This window comes from Anaerobium acetethylicum (assembly GCF_900096945.1).
In the GTDB taxonomy this organism is placed as follows: domain Bacteria; phylum Bacillota; class Clostridia; order Lachnospirales; family Lachnospiraceae; genus Anaerobium; species Anaerobium acetethylicum.
In genome coordinates this window covers 68707-91283 of record NZ_FMKA01000004.1, presented here as the reverse complement: position 1 = coordinate 91283, position 22577 = coordinate 68707, and the positions used below count along the sequence as shown (strand labels likewise).

At 48.3% G+C, this 22577-nt stretch carries 15 protein-coding genes; 7 read left to right on the top strand and 8 right to left on the bottom strand.

Annotated features, from left to right (window positions below; translation table 11 throughout):
- Window positions 1-11 precede the first annotated feature (11 nt).
- The 5 genes from BJR36_RS05700 to BJR36_RS05680 all read right to left on the bottom strand — a co-directional run bounded on the left by BJR36_RS05700 (window position 12) and on the right by BJR36_RS05680 (window position 6446).
- On the bottom strand, window positions 12-1274 hold the full coding sequence (locus BJR36_RS05700; protein ID WP_091231383.1) for a DnaD domain protein: 1263 nt from the start codon (window positions 1272-1274) through the stop codon (window positions 12-14).
- Window positions 1275-1575: 301 nt separating this feature from the next.
- The gene (murC, locus tag BJR36_RS05695) at window positions 1576-2955 is read right to left on the bottom strand and encodes a UDP-N-acetylmuramate--L-alanine ligase (protein ID WP_091231380.1); all 1380 of its coding nucleotides are present in this window, start codon (window positions 2953-2955) and stop codon (window positions 1576-1578) included.
- A gap of 745 nt (window positions 2956-3700) precedes the next feature.
- Window positions 3701-3997: a septation regulator SpoVG gene (gene spoVG, locus BJR36_RS05690; RefSeq protein WP_091231376.1), complete on the bottom strand. Its 297-nt coding sequence runs from the start codon at window positions 3995-3997 to the stop codon at window positions 3701-3703.
- Window positions 3998-4056: 59 nt separating this feature from the next.
- Window positions 4057-5175 carry a glucose-1-phosphate adenylyltransferase subunit GlgD gene (gene glgD, locus BJR36_RS05685; protein ID WP_091231371.1) on the bottom strand — a complete coding sequence of 373 codons (1119 nt, stop codon included), beginning with the start codon at window positions 5173-5175 and terminating at the stop codon, window positions 4057-4059.
- A complete protein-coding gene (locus tag BJR36_RS05680) occupies window positions 5175-6446 on the bottom strand; it encodes a glucose-1-phosphate adenylyltransferase (RefSeq protein ID WP_091231368.1) in 1272 nt (423 codons plus the stop codon). The genes glgD and BJR36_RS05680 overlap by 1 nt, the downstream gene beginning before the upstream one ends.
- A gap of 431 nt (window positions 6447-6877) precedes the next feature.
- Here BJR36_RS05680 and BJR36_RS05675 point away from each other — a divergent pair, with 431 nt between their 5' ends.
- The 4 genes from BJR36_RS05675 to BJR36_RS05660 all read left to right on the top strand — a co-directional run bounded on the left by BJR36_RS05675 (window position 6878) and on the right by BJR36_RS05660 (window position 13027).
- Window positions 6878-7615, top strand: coding sequence for a sugar phosphate nucleotidyltransferase (locus tag BJR36_RS05675; protein ID WP_091231365.1), 738 nt, complete (start codon window positions 6878-6880; stop codon window positions 7613-7615).
- Between the two features lie 164 nt (window positions 7616-7779).
- On the top strand, window positions 7780-8352 hold the full coding sequence (gene pth, locus BJR36_RS05670) for an aminoacyl-tRNA hydrolase (protein ID WP_091231363.1): 573 nt from the start codon (window positions 7780-7782) through the stop codon (window positions 8350-8352).
- Between the two features lie 16 nt (window positions 8353-8368).
- Complete coding sequence (mfd, locus tag BJR36_RS05665; RefSeq protein WP_091231360.1) at window positions 8369-11893, top strand: transcription-repair coupling factor; 3525 nt, start codon at window positions 8369-8371, stop codon at window positions 11891-11893.
- 48 nt (window positions 11894-11941) lie between these two features.
- Window positions 11942-13027: a peptidyl-prolyl cis-trans isomerase gene (locus tag BJR36_RS05660; RefSeq protein WP_091231357.1), complete on the top strand. Its 1086-nt coding sequence runs from the start codon at window positions 11942-11944 to the stop codon at window positions 13025-13027.
- 74 nt (window positions 13028-13101) lie between these two features.
- On the opposite strand, the gene BJR36_RS05655 is transcribed toward BJR36_RS05660, so the two are convergent.
- The 3 genes from BJR36_RS05655 to BJR36_RS05645 form a co-directional block, all read right to left on the bottom strand.
- Window positions 13102-13668, bottom strand: coding sequence for an NADPH-dependent FMN reductase (locus BJR36_RS05655; protein ID WP_091231354.1), 567 nt, complete (start codon window positions 13666-13668; stop codon window positions 13102-13104).
- A 64-nt stretch (window positions 13669-13732) separates the two neighbouring features.
- Window positions 13733-15178, bottom strand: a complete 1446-nt coding sequence (locus tag BJR36_RS05650; RefSeq protein WP_091231352.1) for a nicotinate phosphoribosyltransferase — start codon at window positions 15176-15178, stop codon at window positions 13733-13735.
- A gap of 126 nt (window positions 15179-15304) precedes the next feature.
- Window positions 15305-15841 (bottom strand): PadR family transcriptional regulator, encoded by a 537-nt coding sequence (locus BJR36_RS05645; protein ID WP_091231349.1) that lies wholly within the window; start codon window positions 15839-15841, stop codon window positions 15305-15307.
- Window positions 15842-16253: 412 nt separating this feature from the next.
- Between BJR36_RS05645 and BJR36_RS05640 the strand changes: the two genes are divergently transcribed.
- The 3 genes from BJR36_RS05640 (at window position 16254) to ileS (ending at window position 22551) form a co-directional block, all read left to right on the top strand.
- The gene (locus BJR36_RS05640; RefSeq protein WP_242875472.1) at window positions 16254-16637 is read left to right on the top strand and encodes an MFS transporter; all 384 of its coding nucleotides are present in this window, start codon (window positions 16254-16256) and stop codon (window positions 16635-16637) included.
- A 66-nt stretch (window positions 16638-16703) separates the two neighbouring features.
- The gene (locus BJR36_RS05635; RefSeq protein ID WP_091231346.1) at window positions 16704-18653 is read left to right on the top strand and encodes an oxidoreductase; all 1950 of its coding nucleotides are present in this window, start codon (window positions 16704-16706) and stop codon (window positions 18651-18653) included.
- A gap of 778 nt (window positions 18654-19431) precedes the next feature.
- The gene (ileS, locus tag BJR36_RS05625) at window positions 19432-22551 is read left to right on the top strand and encodes an isoleucine--tRNA ligase (protein ID WP_091231342.1); all 3120 of its coding nucleotides are present in this window, start codon (window positions 19432-19434) and stop codon (window positions 22549-22551) included.
- The last annotated feature ends 26 nt before the right edge of the window (window positions 22552-22577 follow it).

The following is a 22577-nucleotide window of genomic DNA, read 5'->3' as shown; positions in this document are numbered from 1 at the left end:
TATCCTTTCATTTACTGTTGGTGCTGCGGTTCAGTACGATCGGCTGAAGGCTGCTTGTTGTTTTTCAAAAGCTGTTTCTCCAGCTGGTCATAATCGTAGGTACGCTGGTTGAAATTGTTGAATTTGTTGGTGGAAGCGGGCTTTCCTTTTGGAGCCGCCGCGCTGGCGTTCTTCTGTTTCTGGATCTGATGCTGGGCATCCAGGGTCCTGATGTCAGAAACATGTTTGACGCCCTTTTCCTTCCATTTGGACAGGATGCTGTCTGCATATTCGAAGCTTGGCTTGTTGATGGAAAGAACCGTACGGCTGCATGCCTCGATAATGATATCGAGCCCGAAGCAGTAGTCGTCGAGCCATTTTTTGATGAAGCCGACTTCGGCATCGATGGGATTGCGCCCTTTGATTCCGAAAGCCTTCAGAATCGTGAAGCAGTTCCGGACATAAAGGGTAGTGGATTTCTTTGCGTCCTCCACCGTCCTGACCTGGTCTTCAGCCCAGGCAAGCGCCACCTTCTCGATGTAGTGGAAGCTCTTGCTGCCCTTGGAAACACAGTATTCGATCAGATATTCGATCAGGTCTATTGAAAAATGAAGCTCGTCATAGAAGTAGAAAATAGTCTCCATCTCGGTCTTGCTTAAGGGCTTTCCAAGATACTGTTCTGAAATGAACAGCAGCTGTGAAAGGCCATCGTCGTTCTGCATGGATGCCAGTTTGTCGGCGGAATAGGAAGGCTTCGCAGGAATAACGACTTGCGGAGTTGCCGGAATCGAGAAATTCATGGCAGACGCAGACGCATTTCCGGCTCCGGACACAGCATCGGGAGCAGAAGACCCATAAGCAGCAGAAGACCCATAAGAAGCAGCCGCAGCTGCGTCAGGATCAGATCCGTGGGATGCGGAATAGGCGGAATCGGCAGCAGCGCCGTAGGAATCCGTGCTGTCCGATGCCTGGTCATTAGCAGAATTCTGGATTCCGTCACAGACATCCAGGAAGTCCACGCCTGTAAGGTTCTTATTCTCGTCAAACGCCAGGTTTAAAAGACCGGCCTTCTGCCAGTATTTTAAGGCGCGCTTCACGTCCTTCTCCGTGTGGTCGAACTTATCCGCAATCTGCGAAATCGACAGGAAACTATCTTCGGAACCTGCACACCGTAAAAGATAGAGGTATATTTTTACATACTCGCCGTTGGCATCAGCCATGAACGCATCGATAAAATGATTCGACACCATGGTCGTGCTTGGACGTGCATTGAGTTTCAGTTTGATCTGAGCCATTTGTACCACCTTTGCCTTGCTAAAGTTTCTTAAAAACACTTGTATTATAGCATAAGCAAGTTTAAAAGAGAACCGCATTTTTGGGTGGATAGTCATTCACAGGCGGATAGTTATACAGTGGATAAAAATGTGGATAATGTGGATAACTAGTGGACATAATATTATTTGAAACTCGAAAGACCCTTGGAAGCCCTATAAAACCAGTATCTTACATAAAATGGAAAATATATTATGTAAACAAAAAAATCCACATACCTCAACGCATAAAATTGTTGATAAATATGTGGATAATGTGGATAAGTTATTTGCCGAGGATGTTTTCCCCGATTTTTAATACGTTTCCGGCACCCATAGTTATCAACAGGTCACCGTGCATACAATTTGTTAATAAAAAGTTTTCTGTTTCATCAAAAGAAGGGAAATAGTAGGCTTCAGCACCCAAATCCGTAAGTTCTTTCAGCAGATCCTTCGAACTGACGCCCAGGGTATCCGTCTCGCGGGCAGCATAAATGTCCACAAGCACGACCTTGTCTGCCAGGGATAATGCCTTTGCAAAATCCTTGAGGAAAGCCTTTGTCCTTGTATAGGTATGGGGCTGGAATACGCACCAGATGTTCTTGTGTGGATAATTCGCCGCTGCAGTCAGGGTTGCCGTGATTTCGGTCGGATGATGCGCATAATCATCGATAACCGTGATTCCGCCTATTTCACCCTTGTATTCAAAGCGTCTGTCAGTGCCTGAAAATGCAAGGAGGCCTTTTTTGATGGTGTCCATAGGGATACCCAGGTCAAGAGCCAGGGCAATGGAAGCCAGGGCGTTTGAGACGTTGTGGAGCCCCGTAACGCCCAGGGTGATCCTGTCCGTAACAGCCCCGTCTTTCACCAGGTCAAAGGTTCCTCTTGCCAGTTCGTCAAAGGTGATGTTTGTTGCGCTGTAATTGTTGGATGGAGCCGAGCCGTATGTGATTACGCGGCATGTGAGGCCTCTTGTCAGCTCTTCGTAATTGTCGATATCGCCATTTATGATGAGCAGGCCGTTGTCCGGAAGCCGTTCGGCAAATAGCCTGAAGGAATTCCTGATTTCATTGATGCTGCTGAAGAAATCCATATGGTCTTCCTCGACGTTGAGTATGATGCTGACAGTCGGATTGAAGCTTAAAAAGCTGTTTGTGTATTCACAGGCTTCTGTGATGAAGGTCTCGGACTTTCCGACACGGATATTGCCGCCTATGCTTTTTAAGATGCCCCCTACGGAAATGGTAGGGTCTGCATGGTGTTGCAGCAGGATCTGGGAAATCATAGAGGTTGTAGTCGTCTTGCCGTGGGTTCCTGAAACTGCGATGGCTGTCTCGTAGTTAGCCATAATCTGTCCAAGAAGCTCTGCCCTTGTAAGGGTGTCGATGTCCTTTTCAAGGACTGCCCTGAATTCAAAATTGTCTTCGTGGATGGCTGCAGTATAAACCACAACATCGATGTCGTCGGTGATGTTCGACGCCCTCTGTCCGTAATATACTTTGGCTCCCATCTCCTCGAGCCTTCTGGTAAGCTCGGATTCCCTCAAATCTGAACCGGATACCGTGAATCCTGCCTTCAGCAGAATTTCGGCCAGCCCGCTCATGCTGATTCCGCCGATACCGATAAAATGAATATGAACCGGTTTTTTAAAGTCGATTTTATACATAAAAGACACTCCCTATTCTAAGTTTGTTAATGGTAGTTTCCGTCAGGAAAACTTGTTTTTTATCTCATAGGAAAGTTCATCCTATAAGATAAAAAACGCTCCGCGTGAAAGCGCACTCGCGCGATACGAATTGTGTCGTAAAAGCGACCGTGCCAGGCGCGAGAGTCTGCCAAGGCAGACTCTTTATTGTTGAACTACGCCATATAATATTATAACCATATATGAAAAAAAAACCAACCTATATTTGCGGAGCGTTTCGAGCTTATCAAATGCAGCGATACTGTTCACAGAAATGGTTGAAATACACCATTTCGCACTGCAAGCCCCGGGTTTTTCGTGATTTCCGCTTTGCTACACTCACAAAAAACACCTTGCGCAAACAACGTGTGAATAGTAACGATGCAGCGATACTGCCCGCTCGGCGGCCAGAAATCATGAAGCTTTCTATATGGATCAGTCGGTCAAAAGCCTCCTTGTAATGTTTGCTTTCGTCAAGCTGCACATTTGCCCTCCAACACGCAGCGATGGAAAACATGATTCAATGAGCAGCTTTATGAAGACGTTGGTACTTGGGCCGCGTATTTTGCGGCCTTACGTACCACTACGTCTTCATCTAAGCGAGAGCGCGCTGCGAATGAACATGTTTTCCAGCGCGTCCTAATTGCCGAAAACAAAAAGCCTGCAGAACAAAGCTGCAGGCTTTTTGCTGGAAAATTCATTTGGTTAAGGTTTCGGGCAGTCTGGATTATGCTTCGTCGGAACCAGCTCCCTCTGATTCTTCCTCTTCCAGAACTGCAACATCATATTTATCCAGGATAATCTGCTGGATGCGCTCCCTCGTGGATGAGTTGATAGGATGGGCAATATCCCTGTATTCTCCATCAGAAGCCTTCCTGCTTGGCATTGCGATAAATAATCCTTTTTCGCCTTCTATTACCTTAATATCATGAACTACAAATTCATCATCAATTGTAATAGAAACAACGGCTTTCATTTTCCCTTCTTTAGCAACTTTTCGTACACGTACATCAGTTATCTGCATGTTAGACGAACCCCTTTCTTATGTCTGTTTTTTTGTGTAAATAGAAAGCATTTTTTCGTTTACAGTACGTATCTCTCGTTTTTCTCGAGAACTATCTTAATCCCATCATCGCCGGAATAGTACGAATTTGCCCGAATCGTATCATGGCTTTCAACGATGCAGTTTTCTATGTGGGTATTATCGCCCAAATACACATCATTTAAAATGATGGAATTTTTAATCACACAGTTATTTCCAACAAATACTTTTCTGAACAGGATGGAGTTCTCCACCTGCCCGTTGATGATACATCCGTTTGAAACGAGGCTGTTCCTGACTTTCGAACCTACATTGTATTTTGCAGGCGGAGCATCATCCACTTTCGAGTAGATGTCAGGATACTGATGGAAGAAGAAGTTGCGTATTTCCGGCTTCAGGAAGTCCATATTGGTCTTGTAGTATGACTCTACTGTGGAGATGTTGCTCCAGTAGCCGGTAGTCTTGAATCCGTAGATTCTCTTAAGGCCCTTGTAGCGGATCAGGATATCCTTAACGAAATCATGTCTTCCTTCCAGTGCGCATTTTTCGATCAGCTCGATCAGCTGGCGCCTTCTGATTACATAGATTCCCATTGAAACCGTGTTGGATTTTGCAACCATCGGCTTCTCTTCGAATTCCTCGATCCTGTGATCCTCGTTCATCTTGAGGATGCCGAAGCGGCTTGCATCTTCACCTGCCGGAAGATCCTTGCACACGACAGTGATATCGGCTTTCTTCTGAATATGGTATTCCAGAACCTTGTTGTAATCCATCTTGTAGACGCCGTCGCCTGAAGTAATGATTACATATGGCTCATGGCTGTTCTTTAAGAAGGAAAGGTTCTGGTAGATGGCATCCGCTGTACCGCGGTACCACCAGCTGTTGTCATAAGTAATGGTCGGGGTGAATACGAAAAGTCCACCCTGCTTTCTTCCGAAATCCCACCATTTTGACGAGCTCAGATGCTCGTTGAGTGATTTTGCATTATACTGTGTAAGCACAGCCACCTTCTGAACATGGGAATTCGACATGTTGCTGAGCGTAAAATCGATGCTCCTGTAGCTGCCTGCCACAGGCATTGCCGCGATTGCCCTCTTGTTTGAAAGTTCCTTCATTTTGGTGCTGTTACCGCCGGCTAAAACAATACCTACTGCCCTCATTATTTATCACCTGCCTTAATCAAAGTCTCGCCGCTTTCAAGTATTCCGTCCGGATAGTCTTCCGCTGCGGTTATGCCGGAAATGGCAGTGTTTTTTCCAATCTTTACATTGGAAGGTATAGAAGAGCTTTCCCCGACCGTAACAAGATCGAAGGAATAGATATTAGGATCTGTCTTGTTTGGAAGGGATTCCCCTACTCCAAGTTCAGAATTAGAACCTACGACAGTTTTTTCTGCAATAATGGATTTATTGACCATGGTGTTCTCACCGATCACGACGCTCTTCATAATGATGGAATCGCGTATGACGCTGCCTTTTCCAATGGTTACTCCCGTTCCGATTACAGAATTGTATACTTCCCCGTTAATTGTGGCTCCCTCGCCGACAATGCTCTTTTCAATCTCGGAGTCTGCGGAAATATACTGTGGCGGAAGCGTGTCGCTCTTGGTGTAGATCTTCCAGAATTCTTCATATAAGTTGAACTCAGGAATGATGTCGACAAGCTCCATATTAGCTCTCCAGTAGGACTCCAATGTTCCTACATCCTTCCAGTAGCCGTTGAATTCGTACGCAAACAGCCGTTTGCCGTTTTCGTGGCAGTACGGAATGATATGCTTTCCGAAATCGCAGTTCATCTGGTCTGATTTTTCCAGCAGCGCGGCTTTCAGAAGAGGCCAGTTGAATATATAGATTCCCATGGAAGCAAGGTTGCTCTTTGGAACAGCCGGTTTTTCCTGGAAATCGGTGATGCGGCCTTCTTCATCGGCAATAACAATACCGAACCTGCTTGCTTCTTCAAGAGGAACAGGCATGCTGGCAATAGTAACATCAGCATTGTTCTCCTTATGGAAGTTCAGCATGACTTCATAATCCATCTTATAGATATGGTCACCTGATAAAATAAGTACGTAATCAGGATTGTAGGTATCAATATAATCGATATTCTGGTAGATTGCATTTGCAGTACCAGTGTACCATTCACTGTTGGTACTCTTTTCATATGGAGGAAGGATAGTCACGCCTCCGATATTTCTGTCAAGATCCCACGGTATGCCGATGCCGATATGGGTATTCAGCCTGAGCGGCTGATACTGAGTAAGTACGCCGACCGTATCCACACCGGAATTAATACAATTGCTCAATGGAAAATCAATGATTCTGTATTTTCCACCGAATGCTACTGCAGGTTTTGCGACCTTTGAAGTAAGAACTCCAAGGCGGCTTCCCTGCCCTCCAGCTAGTAGCATAGCTATCATTTCTTTTTTAATCAAGCTAATCACCCCTTATGCATTTTGATGTGATGCTATTATACCACATATTTCCGAATGAGTGAATAAATTTTACGAAATCAACATGTAAAATTTGTGCATTTTCAGACACAAAGAAAAAGCCGCATGATTTAGGGTGTATTAGAGTTGTTTTGCATCTGTTTTTGATGAATCGCATACAAAAGAAAGTTTTTTTGTATAATGATACATTATACGGCACAATGTTTGTTACATTTTATGGAAGACAGATGAATGGCGCACTGCCGCTGTTCACAAAATGAACAGTAATGGTCATTGGAGCACATAATTCCGCCTTTTAAAATGGGTGACAAAGAAAAAAAATTCATGTAAAATGAACTTTACGGATAAATGGCAAAAAACAGGGGGAGACCGGTTTTTTCCAAATAAGGACTTATATATGGAGGAAATGGAAGATGAATAAGGTGAAGGCAGTTATTTTAGCGGCAGGAAAAGGAACAAGAATGAAATCGGATCTGCCAAAGGTCGTACACAAGGTTATGGGAAAACCGATGGCGGAATATTCTATAGAAGCGGCAAAAGCCGCAGGTGCAGATGAGATCTGCCTGGTGGTTGGCTACATGGCCGACGAGGTAAAAAAGGAAGTGAAATCGGATGTGGTCTACAGGATCCAGGAGGAGCAGCTCGGAACAGGACATGCAGTGAAATGCGCAAAGGATTTCATCGGGGACGACGGAGATACGATCATCCTCTGCGGTGACACGCCTCTTATTAAAGGGGAGACCCTGAAGAAGCTGGCGGACCATCACAGGGAACACGGAAACGCTGTGACGGTTCTGACTGCGATCATCGACGACCCGACCGGATACGGAAGGATCATCCGCGACAGCGAAGGCAGATTCGTCAAGAGCGTGGAGCACAAGGATGCGGATGACGAGGAACGCAAGTCAAAAGAAATCAACTCGGGAATGTATATTTTCAATTCGAAGGCGCTTTCGGAAGCGTTGGGAAAAATAACGAACAACAACGTCCAGGGAGAATACTATCTTCCAGACGCGCTGACGGTCATAAAGGACATGGGGGTGAAGGCAGATGCCATGTCGATTTCGGATGCCTCCGAGATTGCGGGAGTGAATACGCCTGAGCAGCTTGCAGAAGCTGAGGCTGTCATGCGGGCGAGGACTGACTGTTAATTAAGTAAGGCGGCTGTCAGGAAAAAGCGTCAAATAGGAAAAAGATATTTAATAGGGAAAAGATATCTAATAGGGAAAAGATATCTAATAGGGATAAGACATCAAACAGAGAAAATGCATCAATAAGGAAAATGCGTCTAATAGGAAAGGATAGGGTAAGAAACATGTATATCATAGTCGGACTTGGGAATCCGGGAAAAGAATATGCGGGAACCAGGCACAATATCGGGTTTGAGGTAATTGATGAAATTGCCAGGCAGAACGGCATTTCCATGGATGGGAAAAAGCATAAGGCCATATATGGAAAAGGAACCATCGACGGATACAAGGTCATACTTGCCAAGCCGCAGACCTACATGAATCTCAGCGGAGAAAGCGTAAGGGAGCTGACGGATTTCTACAAGGTAAATGAAGAAGAGCTGATCATCATTTACGACGACATCAGCCTCGACATCGGGCAGCTGCGCATCCGTAAAAAAGGAAGCGCCGGCGGCCACAACGGAATCAAGAGCATCATTTCCCATCTGGGGACGCAGGAATTCACAAGGATCAAAGTGGGCGTGGGCGACAAGCCGAAAGGCTATGACCTTGCAGATTATGTCCTGGGGCATTTCAGCAAGACAGAGAAGCCCCTTACTGAAAAGGCTGTAAGCTTTGCTGCGGAGGCGGCGAAGGCAATCGTGACGACGAATGCCGACACGGCCATGAACCTCTACAACAAGAAGCCAGAAGCATAGCAGAGAAGGTGATTGTTTGAATACGTTTATAAATCCTCTGAAAGAACTGAATGAATACGGAGAGATCAGGAACAAACTGAATAGGAAGAGCGGGCTGATACAGGTTTCGGGATGTATCGATTCCCAGAAGGCCCACTGGATATACAGCATGAGCGATGGTTTCCCCTACAGGATCATCGTTACTTATAGTGAGCTGAAAGCCCGGGAAATCTATGGGGAATACAGGTTTTTCGACAAAAATACGGTCCTTTATCCGGCGAAGGATCTGATCTTCTATCAGGCCGATATTCATGGAAACCTGATGGTAAAGGAGCGGATTTCCGCCATCAAGGCAATCCTGGAATCGGATGAGGTCACTGTCGTCACTACCATCGACGGCTTCATGGACCATCTGATGTCCCTGGAGGCAATCAGGGCGTCAGTCATAGAGATCAGGAGCACGGATACCGTTTCCGTTGACCAGCTTTCGGCGGACCTGATCAGCCTCGGCTATGAACGGGCGGCACAGGTAGAAGGGTCGGGACAGTTCGCCGTCAGGGGAGGCATTATCGACATTTTCCCTCTGACAGAGGAAAATCCCTTCCGTATCGAGCTCTGGGACGAGGACGTGGACTCCATCAGGACCTTCGACGTGCAGAGCCAGCGCTCCATCGAAAATCTGTCGGAAATCAGGATCTATCCGGCGACGGAGATCATCCTGGACAGAGAACGGCTGGAAAAAGGAATCAAGGCCATCGAAGCGGAGAAGAAGGCCTGCTGGGAGCGCCTGCGCAAAGAGATGAAGACAGAGGAAGCCCACAGGATCAAGAGCCTTGTGGAAGAGCTGGAGGAAAGCCTCCGGGAGACCAGCGGAATCGTAGGTGCCGACAGCTTTATCGGGTATTTTTACGAGGACACGGTTTCCTTTATCGATTATTTTCCAGTGGACAAGACCCTGGTGTTTCTGGACGAGCCCGTCCGGCTCAGCGAAAAAGGCCAGGCTGCGGAACTGGAGTTCCGGGAAAGCATGATGACACGCCTTGAAAAAGGCTACATTCTGCCGAGCCAGGCGGCGGCCCTCTACAGCTACAAGGAAATTGCGGCAAAGCTGAACATGCGCAACGGGCTGGCGCTTTCAACGCTGGAGCAGCGCCCCGGCGAATGGAAGATAAACGACAGCTACCATGTGGTCGTCAAATCCGTCAACCCCTATAACAACGCCTTCGAGATCCTCACAAAGGACCTCCAGAAATGGAAGAAACAGGGCTATAGGATCGTCCTCATTTCCGGTTCCAGGACCAGGGCCAACAGGCTGGCCGAGGATCTGCGGGATTACGAACTCAACAGCTATTATTCCGAAGACCTTGACAAGGAGATCAAGCCCGGCGAAATCATGGTGACCTACGGAAGCATCCACAAGGGCTTCGAATATCCCCTGATCAAATTCGTCGTCATTTCAGAAAGCGATATTTTCGGCGGCGAAAAGAAGAAAAAGAAGAAGCGGACCACCTACGAGGGCCAGAAGATCCAGAGCTTTACGGAGCTGGGAATCGGGGACTATGTAGTCCACGAAAACCACGGCCTCGGAATCTACAAGGGCATCGAAAAGGTCGAAGTAGACAAGGTAGAAAAGGATTACATCAAGATAGAATATGCGGCCAACGGAAACCTCTATATTCCGGCGACCCAGCTGAACCTCATACAGAAGTATGCGGGAGCGGATGCCAGAAAGCCGAAGCTCAACAGGCTCGGAAGCAAGGAATGGAGCAAGACCAAGGCCAGGGTAAAGGGCGCCGTCCAGGAAATCGCAAGGGATCTGGTGGCCCTCTATGCGGCGCGCCGCGAGAAGAACGGGTATATTTACGGCCCGGATACCGTATGGCAGCGGGAATTTGAGGAGATGTTCCCTTTCGATGAGACCGACGACCAGCTTCAGGCAATTGAAGCCACGAAGCAGGACATGGAGAGCAGGAAGATCATGGACAGGCTCATCTGCGGCGACGTAGGCTACGGAAAGACGGAAGTGGCCATCAGGGCGGCATTCAAGGCAGCCCAGGAGGGCAAGCAGGTCGTCTACCTTGTGCCGACCACCATACTCGCCCAGCAGCATTACAACACCTTCGTCCAGAGGATGAAAGACTTCCCGGTAAGGGTGGACCTTCTCTGCAGGTTCCGGACGCCTTCGGAGCAGAAGAAGACAATGGAAGGCCTGAAGAAAGGATTCGTCGACATCGTGATCGGAACCCACAGGGTGCTGTCAAAAGAAATCGAATTCAAAGACCTGGGACTCCTGATCATCGACGAGGAGCAGCGGTTCGGAGTTACCCATAAGGAAAAGATCAAGAAGCTGAAAGAAAATGTGGACGTTCTGACCCTGACGGCGACGCCTATTCCGAGGACCCTCCACATGAGCCTCATCGGAATCAGGGACATGAGCGTCCTGGAAGAACCGCCTATGGACCGTATCCCGATCCAGACCTACGTCATGGAATACAACGAGGAAATGGTCAGGGAAGCCATCAACAGGGAGCTTGCAAGGGACGGGCAGGTGTATTATGTATACAACCGCGTCACCGATATAGACGAAATCACCAACAAGATAGCCCAGCTGGTTCCCGAGGCCAACGTGGCATTTGCCCACGGCCAGATGAAGGAGCACCAGCTCGAAAAGATCATGTACGGCTTCATAAACGGGGAGATCGACGTGCTTGTTTCCACCACGATCATTGAGACCGGCCTCGACATTTCCAATGTAAATACCATGATCATCCACGATGCCGACAACCTGGGGCTGTCCCAGCTCTACCAGCTCAGGGGCCGCGTGGGAAGATCCAACAGGACCTCCTATGCGTTCCTCATGTACCGGCGGAACAAGATGCTGAAGGAGACCGCGGAAAAAAGGCTGCATGCCATCCGCGAATTTACCGAGCTGGGCTCAGGTTTCAAGATCGCCATGCGTGACCTTGAGATCCGCGGAGCCGGAAATCTTCTGGGCGAGCAGCAGAGCGGCCACATGGAAGCCGTGGGCTACGACCTCTACTGCAAGATGCTGAACCAGGCGGTCAAAGAGCTGAAGGGCTTGGAACCGGCAGACCAGTACGAGACAGTAATCGACCTGGACGTGGACGCATATATCCCATCCAGATACATTTCCAGCGAAATGCAGAAGCTCGACATCTACAAGCGGATCGCCGGAATCGAAAACGACGAGGAATACCAGGATATGCTCGAAGAGCTGATCGACCGCTTTGGCGACATGCCGAGATCCGTCGACAACCTCCTGATCATTTCCAGCCTGCGTGCCCTTGCCCACAGCGTGTACGTCACCGAAGTCACCGGCAATGCAGAGGAACTGAAATTCGTCCTCTACCAGAAGGCCCAGATCAATCCTGTCAAAATTCCGGAGCTGATCGAATCCTTCAAGGGCAGCCTGAAATTTGTAATGGGTGAGAATCCATGCTTCATTTACAGGAAGGTAAAAAGCCTGAAGGGCGCAAATGAGGACGTTCTGGAAAATGTGAAAAAAGTGTTAAATGCCATAAAGTTATTGATTGAACAGTAAATAAGGACTATAATTGGTTTTAGTCGTTTAAAACTTTAGGAGGAAATCATGAGAAAAAATTTAGGGAAAAGAATGTTAGTGATCGCAGCAGCAGCAATGATGTTAGCGGCTTCATTAACAGGATGTGGCAAAACTGCAGCATCAGACAAAGGGGAAGTCGTTGCAACACTTGGGGACGAAAAAATATATCTGAAAGAAGCAAATCTTTATGCAAGAGTAACTCAGGCACAGTATGAGTCAGCATATATGGCATATTTTGGCGAAGAGATGTGGACAGTAGACATGAGCGGAGACGGATCCACACTTGAAGCAAACGTAAAAGATTCCACAATCGAAAACGTAAAACAGATTCATTTAATGGCAGCTCACGCAGAAGAATACAAGGTTGAACTTACAGAAGATGATGATAAAACAATCAAAGAAACAGCAGCAAGCATCATGGAAAGCTGGGACGATGCGTTAATCAAAGCCACAGGCGCAGATGAAAAATACCTCATCGAATTATTAGGATACAGCACACTCGCTGATAAAGTATACCAGGCAGCAATCGCTGACGTGGATACAGAAGTATCAGACGAAGAAGCAGCTCAGAAATCCATTTCCTATGCATTCATTTCAACAGCAGGAACACCTGCTGAAGACGGAACAACTACAGCTCTGACAGATGACGAAAAAGCAGCTCTCAAAGTAACTGCACAGACAATCGCTGACACAGCAAAGACAGGCGGAGATTTCCAGGCAGCAGTAGAAGGCGCAGGATACACAGTATATGACGATTCTTACGGCGCAGATTCAACTGATCTTGATGCAGCGTTAATCGCAGCAGCAGACGCACTGACAGATGGCGGAGTTTCAGATGTGATCGAAGGCGACGGAGCATACTACGTAGTGAAGATGGTAAGCACAGCTGACGCAGAAGCTACAGCAACAAGAAAAGAAGAAATCGTTGCTGAAAGACAGAATACAGCATTCGCAGACATCTACGCAGCATGGGAAAAAGAAGTTGAATTCAAACTGGACGAAGAAGTTTGGGCAACAATAACATTTGATGAACCGATCATCGTAGCAGAAGAAACTACAGCAGAAGAGACTACAGAAGAGACAGCTGCAGAAGAGACTACAGAAGAGAAATAATTTAATGGAAATTTAATAGTACCTGACACCATAAACATTTGTTTATGGTGTCAGGTACCTTTTTGCTTTTTTGGCTATTCAGAAGCCGAATTATTTTCCACCCAAACCCCAAACGAATCCATAATGGTTTTTAAAAATCCCTTGGTTTTCTCATTTGTCATGACCCCATTCTCATCAAACAGCGCTGCGACATTTCCGATATAAGCCTCCGGCTGCTGCATGGTCGGCACGTTCAGGAACACAAGGGCCTGGCGCAGGTGATGGTTTGCGCCAAAACCGCTTAAGGCTCCCGGCGAGACGCTGACTACCGCACCGGGTTTTCCGTCCCAGACACTTTCTCCGTAGGGCCTTGAACCTACATCCAGGGCATTCTTCAGCACTGCAGTAACTGACCGGTTGTACTCCGGCGTTACAAAAAGAACGGCGTCAAATTTCTTTACCCGCTCCCGGAATTCTGTCCAGGAAGCAGGTACATTACCTTCATCATCAAAGTCCTGGTTGTACATCTCAAGCGCCCCTAGATCCACGAGTTCCAGCTCAAGAGAGTCCGGTGCCACTTCCTTTAGCACAGCTGCGATTTTCCTGGAAAAGGATTCCTTACGTAAACTTCCTGCAAAAACACCAACTTTTTTCTTATCCATATGCGCTCCTCCTTATATTGGTACCTGACATCATAAACAAATGTTTATGGTGTCAGGTACATTTTTAACTCATCTGGTCCAACAGTTCGCTTTTGATCTTATGAAGCTCTTTCGACAGATCCACATAGACTTTATGAGGATTTACGAGACGCCTTGTTTCATCCCACAGGGTGTCCAGCTCCCGCTGGCAGTAGTCCCGGATATCCATTACTTTTGGCGAGGTATAGACGCATTCGCCCTTCAGGAAGACGGGGACCAGCAGCTCGCGCATGGTGTAGGTGCCCGGCTGCAGCAGGGTCTTCTTCCAGGTCTCGATTGGATCGAAGAGCAGAAGCGGGTCTTCTTCAGAGAAGGTCTCATCCGCGAGGGTGATCAGATCAGCCTTGATCTTTCCTGATTCCTTCTCATAGATGCGGAAAATTTTCTTGTTTCCCGGGTTCGTAATCTTTTCTGTGTTTTCGGAAAGCTTGATCTTCGGCATAAAAACGCCCAGATCGTTCTGGACTGCGGCAAGCTTGTAGACGCCGCCGAAGGCAGGGCAGTCCTTGGACGTGATCAGGTTGGTGCCGACGCCCCAGGAGGAAATCGTCGCGCCCTGGGTCTTCAGGCTGTCGATCAGGTATTCGTCCAGGTCGCTGGAGGCTGAAATGACAGCATCGGGGAAGCCGGCTGCATCCAGCATTTTCTTCGCTTTTTTAGAAAGGTAGGCAAGGTCGCCGCTGTCCAGCCTGATTCCGTAGTAGTCGAGAGGAATCCCGGCCTCGCGCATTTCCGTGAATACTTTGATAGCGTTTGGAACGCCGGATTTCAGCGTGTCGTAGGTGTCCACCAGGAGGATGCAGGGGTTTGGGTAGAGCTCGGCATATTTTTTGAACGCAGTGTATTCGTCAGGAAAGCTCATGATCCAGCTGTGTGCGTGGGTTCCTCTTACGGGTACGTCAAAAAGCTGTCCTGCAAGGACGTTGGAGGTGCCGATGCAGCCGCCGATCACTGCCGCCCGGGCGCCGTAGATGCCGGCATCCGGTCCCTGAGCCCTGCGAAGTCCGAATTCCATGACGCCTTCGCCTTTTGCCGCATAGACAACGCGGGACGCCTTTGTTGCAATCAGGCTCTGGTGGTTGATGATCGTCAGAATGGCAGTCTCCACAAGCTGCGCCTCCATGATCGGAGCGATGACCTTTACAAGGGGCTCCCGCGGGAAAACGACGGTTCCCTCAGGCACGGCATAGATGTCTCCGGAAAACCTGAAATTGCGCAGGTAGTCCAGGAAATCCGCATCAAAAAGCCGCAGGCTTTCCAGATAGCTGATATCCTCGTCTGTAAAACGCAGATTCTTCACATAGTCGATGACCTGGTCCAGGCCTGCGGTTATGGAGTAGCCGCTTCCGGAAGGGTTCGTCCTGTAAAAGGCATCGAAGATGACGGTGTCGTTGGCGTTATTTTTGAAATAGCCCTGCATCATGGTCAGTTCGTAAAAATCAGTAAGTAAAGTCAAATTCATTGTGCTCATATGCGGCCCGTATCGATATGCAGATAGAAGATATCGATATTTTCCTTTCCTGAATGGTTGTCGTATGATGTTGCGGCTATTCGAGACTACGTCCTTCATAGCCACGGTGATATCTGAAAAGCTGCATTATTTTCTGCAGTAGGCGATAAAGTTCTCAAGCCACTGGATGGTCGCCTTTTCCCGTATGATGGCGCCGTCCAGCACCAGATAATCGCCGAAAGTGTCGCTCTCCAGCGGAGGAACGCTGTCGTAGCGCAGCATGTTAGTTTGAAGATGGGACAGCCTGTCCTTGTGCTGCTGAAGCTGGTGCTCCAGAAGCTGCAGCCTGGTGGCGCTGTCCATATAGTTGGAAAAATACATCCGAAGGCGGAAGATGTCTTTGGGCGTAGGTTCCATCGGTTCATCCTTTTTCAGCCATGTCAGAAACTCCTTCTGTCCCTGCCCGGTAATAGAATACAGCTTCTTTTCCAGCACCTCGCCGCTGATCTGTACCTCAAAGACGATCAGCCCTTCGGCGAGGAGTTTTTTTAATTCCGGATAGATCTGGCTGTGGGTGGCGGTCCAGAATTCGCCCAGATCCTTTTTGAACTCCCTTGCTATATCATAACCGGTCAGAGGCTCTCTGTTCAGCAGCCCCAAAATTGCGTATTTCAATGTTCTCATGTAATTCATATCCCCAATCCGAAAGTGTCCGACATCCGGTAACGATTCGGAACCATCATTCACTAATATCTTATTATTCGCTGATTATATCACAATTGTGCAAAATCAACAATCCAGATAACCATGAATGATCACATCCGTCAGGGAAAAAGATGGCGCACACAGAGTGCAGAACCGGCAATTTTGACCTTCCATAACGCAGACTTTCATGCGAAATCACCATAAGAATGCCTCGTAAAACAGGAGCACTGACCAGCTGCCAATGCAGCATCCACGGCCTGATGTAAGGAGGTTCAGGACCGGCTGCGTGCGGGAGCGGAAACCAGGGTTGATGCATACTGCACAAACATGTAAATGTTGACATGTTTAGATTGACATGAAAATGTCATTGTGATAATATTAACAAATCAAAATGAACAAGACAAAACAAAGAAACCAGAAACTGAACAAAGTTGAAATGGAGGATATTTATGGAACTGAAAAAAAACGATGGATCATTCTCATCGCAAGCTGCTTTATCAATCTGTGTATCGGATCAATCTACACCTGGAGCGTATTCTCTGCCCCTATGGCAGCGTACCTGAGCGAGGTCACGGGACTTGCCCTGACGCCGGGAAATCTGGCAATTATATTCATTGTTACAAATTCGGTAGGCCCGATCACCATGATCACCGGAGGCCGGATCAACGATATGTTCGGCCCGAAAAAGGTCATCTTCGTCGGCGGCCTGCTGTTTGCCGGCGGCATGATTTTAGCCGGATTTGCCGGCACGGTAGGAGCCCTGGTACTGGCCTAATAGAGCGGTACCTGACCCTGTGAACAACTCGTTCACAGGGTCAGGTACCTATAAGGAGAAATGAAAATGGAAAGAAAATACCCAAACTTATGTAAACCGATTACCATCGGAAATGTGACATTCCGGAACAGAATGTTCGGCGCACCAATGGGCGGAACAGACATCACAGCAGACTGCACCATCGGCCCGAAATCAACCGCCTTCTACGAACTGCGTGCAAAGGGCGGCGCCGCTTCAGTCACCGTCAGCGAATGCGTGGTGCATCCTGAAACGGAAGGCTCCCACATGTACCATCTTGACCTTCAGACAGTAGGATCCCTTGCAAGCTTCACCTACACGGCAGATGCCATCCGCCGTCATGGCGCCATCGCCAGCGTGGAGCTTTCCCATTCGGGACAGTATGCCGGAACTTACCTCACGGACAAGAACAGGAAACAGGGGCTTGCCCAGTGGGGAGCAAGCGAAGGCGTCCGCCCGGATGGCCTTCCGGTCAAAGAACTTACCCAGGAACTCATCGATGACATCGTGGCGTCTTACGGAACATGCGCCGGACTTGCAAAAAGAGCCGGATTTGAAATGATCATGGTCCATGGAGGCCACGGCTGGCTGATCAACCAGTTCCTGTCCCCTCATTTCAATAAGAGAACCGACAAATACGGCGGTCCCCTGGAAAACAGGGTGCGTTTTGCACAGGAAGTCCTCGACAGCGTCCGTGAGGCAGTAGGTCCGGGATTCCCGATCGAGTTCAGAATGAGCGGATCGGAACTGTTCGAAGGCGGATATAACCTGGAAGACGGAGTGGAAATCGCCAGGGCAGTGGAGTCAAGAGTAGACCTGATCCACGTGTCGGCAGGCACCTACCAGACGGGCTTCGGAATCACCCACCCTTCCATGTTCCTTCCCCACGGATGCAACGTATATCTTGCGGCAGAAATCAAGAAACACGTAAGCGTTCCGGTTGCCACCATCGGCGGATTGAACGATCCGGCTGAAATGGAAGAAATCATCGCCAGCGGAAAGGCCGATGTCGTAGAAATGGCCCGCGCCCTTCTTGCGGATCCGGAACTGCCGAAAAAAGTCATGGCCAACCGAGACGAGGACATCATCAAATGCCTGAGATGCTTTACCTGCATGGCGGAACGCGCCATGACCGCAACCAGGCGCTGCACCGTCAATCCCCTCATCGGACGTGAAATGGACGGAACAGAAGTGACGCCTTCCCTGTCACCCCGCAAGGTCCTTGTAGCAGGCGGAGGCCCCGGCGGACTGAAAGCGGCCATGACAGCCGCAAAACGAGGCCACGAAGTAATCCTCTGCGAAAAATCCGGCCAGCTGGGCGGAATCCTGAAAGGCGAACAGGCGCTTCCTTTTAAATATGAAATGTATGAATTGGGCGTCACCCTCGGAAAGCTGGCAAAAGATGCCGGCGTCGACATCCGCCTGAATACCCCGGTCACCAGAGAATATGTAGAAAAAGAAGCACCCGACGCGCTGATCATCGCAGTCGGATCAGAACCTGTCGTTCCTCCGATTCCAGGCCTGGAAGGCAACAACGTGGTAGTGGTAAACGACTATTACCTGGAAAAAGAGAAGGTTGGCGACAGCGTGGTCGTGCTTGGCGGCGGACTTGCAGGCTGTGAAGCGGCAATTCATTTTGCCCAGGAAGGAAAACCAGTCCATCTCGTGGAAATGAGAAAGGAACTGGCTCCCGATGCAAACATCAGGCACCGCCCGATCATGCTCAGGGAAATCGAAAAGTCCGGCATCCAGGTCCACACAGGATACAAAGGCCTCAGCGTTTCGGCAGAAGGCGTAGTATGTGCGGATGCCGATGGAAACGAACACATGATTCCAGGCAGCACCGTAATCTGCGCCCTTGGACAGCGTCCAAGAAAAGACCTGGTCGAAGAACTTATGGACTGCGCACCACATGTGGCGACGATCGGAGACTGCGTAAAGGCATCCACGATCACCACAGCCATATACCAGGGCTACCATGCGGCATTGGATATTTAATTTGGTACCTGACACCATAAACTTTTGTTTATGGTGTCAGGTACCTTCCGCGAGATACCTTCCGCGCCTGATTCCTGCTCACGTTGTGACCAGTAATCAAATGCGAGATGCACAGAAATGGTGCTGAACGCACCATTTCGCGCTGTATGTCTCGGGTTTTCTGTGGCTTTCGCTTCGCTGCACTTACAAAAAACACCTCGCGTTAACATATTGGTACTACATATTGGTACCTGACACCATAAATTTTTATTTATGGTGTCAGGTACCATCCTTTCATCGAACCTCTTGACAATTTCTCCAGATGCACATTATAATAAACAAAACGCAGCTGTCCGGTCGTTCGTGACTATAACGGACCTTGGACTGAGTGGCTGCGAAAAAAGAACATTCCTATCTATATGGATGTTCAAATATAATACATCTAAAGACGCAGATGGAGAGAGTAAGGATTTTTCAACGTCGCAGCGAGTCGGGGCCTGGTGCGAGCCCGATACTATTAGAAGATCACTGAAAATCACTCCGGAGTTTCAGTCTGAACCCCGTAACGGGAAGTAGGATCTGACGGTTTTCCGCCGTTAAAGGGAACACGTATGCTGGTATGTTGTGATAGGTGGTTTTACGAGAATATATGACTCTCGTCCTGTACAGGACGGGGGTCTTTTTGTTTACATTATTCTCAATTAGCTATATAATAATACTAACCCATGCATAATTTAACAAAAAATACAGAACAGGGCATGAATTGTCAGAAATCGGCAGCGCCCGAGGAGGAAAAGAAGTGTACAATAAAGTATCGACCAACCTCAACTTCGTTGAGAGAGAAAAGAACACACAAAAATACTGGGAAGAGAATAAAATCTTCGAAAAGAGTATTGAAACACGCATGGAAGGCGAAACCTATACATTTTATGACGGACCGCCGACGGCTAACGGAAAACCTCATATCGGACACGTGCTTACCCGTGTCATCAAGGATATGATTCCAAGATACAGAACCATGAAGGGCTACAAAGTGTTAAGGAAAGCCGGCTGGGATACCCACGGACTCCCTGTAGAGCTTGAAGTTGAAAAGCTTCTTGGCCTTGACGGAAAAGAGCAGATCGAGGAATACGGTCTGGAGCCTTTTATCGATAAATGTAAGGAAAGCGTGTGGAAATACAAAGGAATGTGGGAAGACTTCTCTGCAACAGTCGGTTTCTGGGCAGACATGGACGACCCATATGTAACCTATGACAACAACTTCATCGAATCAGAATGGTGGGCGCTGAAGCAGATCTGGGAAAGAGGACTCTTATACAAAGGCTACAAGATCGTTCCTTACTGCCCGAGATGCGGAACCCCTCTCTCAAGCCACGAAGTTGCCCAGGGCTACAAAGACGTAAAAGAGAAATCAGCAATTGCGAAGTTCAAAGTAAAAGGTGCAGAAAATGAATACATTTTAGCATGGACCACTACACCGTGGACCCTTCCTTCAAACGTTGCCCTCTGCGTAAATCCAAACGAAGCATATGTAAAAGTAAGCTACAGCGACGAGGTCTACTACCTTGCAGAAGAACTTGCCGACACCGTGCTTGGAGAAGGCGAATACACAGTTTTAGAGACTTATGTGGGACAGGATCTTGAATACAAGGAATACGAACCGTTATTCCCGTTTGCAAAACCGGACAAAAAGGCATTCTATGTGACTTGCGACAACTACGTAACACTATCGGACGGTACCGGCGTGGTACATATCGCGCCTGCATTCGGTGAAGACGATGCCAATGTAGGAAGGGAATATGATCTTCCTTTCGTGCAGCTCGTTGATTCAAAAGGCGAGTTTACACCGGAAGTAACGCCATGGGCAGGCATGTTCTGCAAGGACGGCGACAAGCCGATCTTAAAGGACCTGAAGGAAAGAGGACTTTTATTCTCAGCACCTGATTTCGAACACAGCTATCCGCACTGCTGGAGATGCGATACGCCGCTGATCTACTATGCAAGGGACTCCTGGTTCATCAAGATGACGGCTGTAAAAGAAGACCTCATCAAGAACAACAACACGATCAACTGGATTCCGGAAACGATCGGTAAAGGAAGATTCGGCGACTGGCTTGAAAACGTACAGGACTGGGGCATCAGCCGTAACCGTTACTGGGGAACCCCTTTAAATATCTGGGAATGCGAATGCGGACACAGGCACGCAATCGGAAGCATCGAAGAGCTGAAGAGCCTTTCTTCAAACTGTCCTGACGACATCGAACTCCACAGGCCATACATCGATGCAGTCACCATTCCGTGCCCGCTCTGTGGAAAGCAGATGGACAGGGTGGAAGAAGTAATAGACTGCTGGTTCGATTCAGGATCGATGCCTTTCGCGCAGTGGCACTTCCCATTTGAAAATGAAGAGATCTTCAAAGACAATTTCCCGGCAGACTTCATCAGTGAAGCTGTTGACCAGACAAGGGGCTGGTTCTACTCCCTCCTTGCGATCTCAACCCTGATTTTTGATGAAGCGCCCTTCAAAAACGTTATCGTATTAGGACACGTGCAGGATGAAAACGGACAGAAGATGTCCAAATCAAAAGGAAATGCGGTGGATCCATTCGATGCGCTCCAGGAATACGGCGCAGATGCAATCCGCTGGTATTTCTACGCAAACAGCGCACCATGGCTGCCGAACCGTTTCCACGGAAAAGCCGTTGTGGAAGGACAGCGTAAATTCATGGGAACCCTCTGGAACACCTACGCATTCTTCGTGCTCTATGCGGAAATCGACGGATTCGATGCGACAAAATACGAGCTGGAATACGACAAGCTTCCGGTAATGGATAAATGGCTCCTTTCAAAACTCAATACACTGGTGAAAACAGTCGATACCAATTTAGAGAACTACAAGATCACCGAAACTGCCAGAGCGCTCCAGGAATTCGTAGATGACATGAGCAACTGGTACGTAAGAAGAAGCAGGGAACGTTTCTGGGCGAAAGAAATGCCTCAGGACAAGATCAATGCCTACATGACCTTATACACGGCCCTTGTCACAGTTGCAAAAGTGGCGGCTCCTATGATCCCGTTCATGACAGAAGACATCTACAGAAACCTTGTTGTAAATATCGATCCTTCAGCACCGGAAAGCATTCATCTGTGCGACTTCCCGGTTGCAAATGAAGCCTGGATCGATGCAGAACTTGAAAAGAACATGGAAGCAGTCCTTGAAACAGTCGTTTTAGGCCGTGCTTGCAGAAACACAGCAAATATCAAGAACAGACAGCCGATCGGCAACATGTTCATCAAGGCGGATTTTGAACTTTCAGAATTCTACAGGGAAATCATCCGGGAAGAGCTCAACGTAAAGGCTGTCACCTTCGCCGACGACGTTAGGGACTTCACCTCATACAGCTTCAAGCCGCAGCTCAAGACTGTTGGCCCGAAATACGGAAAACAGCTTAACGGCATCCGTCAGACCCTTGCGGAACTTGATGGAAACAAGGCAATGGACGAGCTGAATGAAACAGGATTCCTGAAATTCACAGTCGGAGATGTGGAGGTTGAACTTTCAAAAGAAGATCTCCTGATCGAAACGGCCCAGATGGAAGGCTATGTATCAGACAGCTACGGCGGAATCACGGTCGTGCTGGATACCAACCTGACTCCTGAACTGATCGAAGAAGGCTTTGTAAGGGAACTGATCAGCAAGATCCAGACCATGAGAAAAGAAGCAGGATTTGAAGTGACAGACAAGATCGTTGTCTACCAGGCTGCAAATGAAAAAATTGCCGGAACCTTCAAAGACCATACAGAAGAAATCAAATCAGAGGTACTGGCCCGGGATATCGTTTTGGGCGAGATCAGAGGATTTGCGAAAGAATGGAATATCAATGGGGAGATAGTAACGCTCGGTGTTGAGAGACTCTAGATTGCCAGGAAAAATGGAGGGGTTGC

What these genes read in the sequence shown, in the direction of transcription:
- BJR36_RS05700 (WP_091231383.1), bottom strand. Translation starts at nt 1,274, where the DNA reads ATGGCTCAGATCAAACTGAAACTCAATGCACGTCCAAGCACGACCATG.
- murC (WP_091231380.1), bottom strand. Translation starts at nt 2,955, where the DNA reads ATGTATAAAATCGACTTTAAAAAACCGGTTCATATTCATTTTATCGGT.
- spoVG (WP_091231376.1), bottom strand. Translation starts at nt 3,997, where the DNA reads ATGCAGATAACTGATGTACGTGTACGAAAAGTTGCTAAAGAAGGGAAA.
- glgD (WP_091231371.1), bottom strand. Translation starts at nt 5,175, where the DNA reads ATGAGGGCAGTAGGTATTGTTTTAGCCGGCGGTAACAGCACCAAAATG.
- BJR36_RS05675 (WP_091231365.1), top strand. Translation starts at nt 6,878, where the DNA reads ATGAATAAGGTGAAGGCAGTTATTTTAGCGGCAGGAAAAGGAACAAGA.
- pth (WP_091231363.1), top strand. Translation starts at nt 7,780, where the DNA reads ATGTATATCATAGTCGGACTTGGGAATCCGGGAAAAGAATATGCGGGA.
- BJR36_RS05660 (WP_091231357.1), top strand. Translation starts at nt 11,942, where the DNA reads ATGAGAAAAAATTTAGGGAAAAGAATGTTAGTGATCGCAGCAGCAGCA.
- BJR36_RS05655 (WP_091231354.1), bottom strand. Translation starts at nt 13,668, where the DNA reads ATGGATAAGAAAAAAGTTGGTGTTTTTGCAGGAAGTTTACGTAAGGAA.
- BJR36_RS05650 (WP_091231352.1), bottom strand. Translation starts at nt 15,178, where the DNA reads ATGAGCACAATGAATTTGACTTTACTTACTGATTTTTACGAACTGACC.
- BJR36_RS05645 (WP_091231349.1), bottom strand. Translation starts at nt 15,841, where the DNA reads ATGAGAACATTGAAATACGCAATTTTGGGGCTGCTGAACAGAGAGCCT.
- BJR36_RS05640 (WP_242875472.1), top strand. Translation starts at nt 16,254, where the DNA reads ATGAACAAGACAAAACAAAGAAACCAGAAACTGAACAAAGTTGAAATG.
- BJR36_RS05635 (WP_091231346.1), top strand. Translation starts at nt 16,704, where the DNA reads ATGGAAAGAAAATACCCAAACTTATGTAAACCGATTACCATCGGAAAT.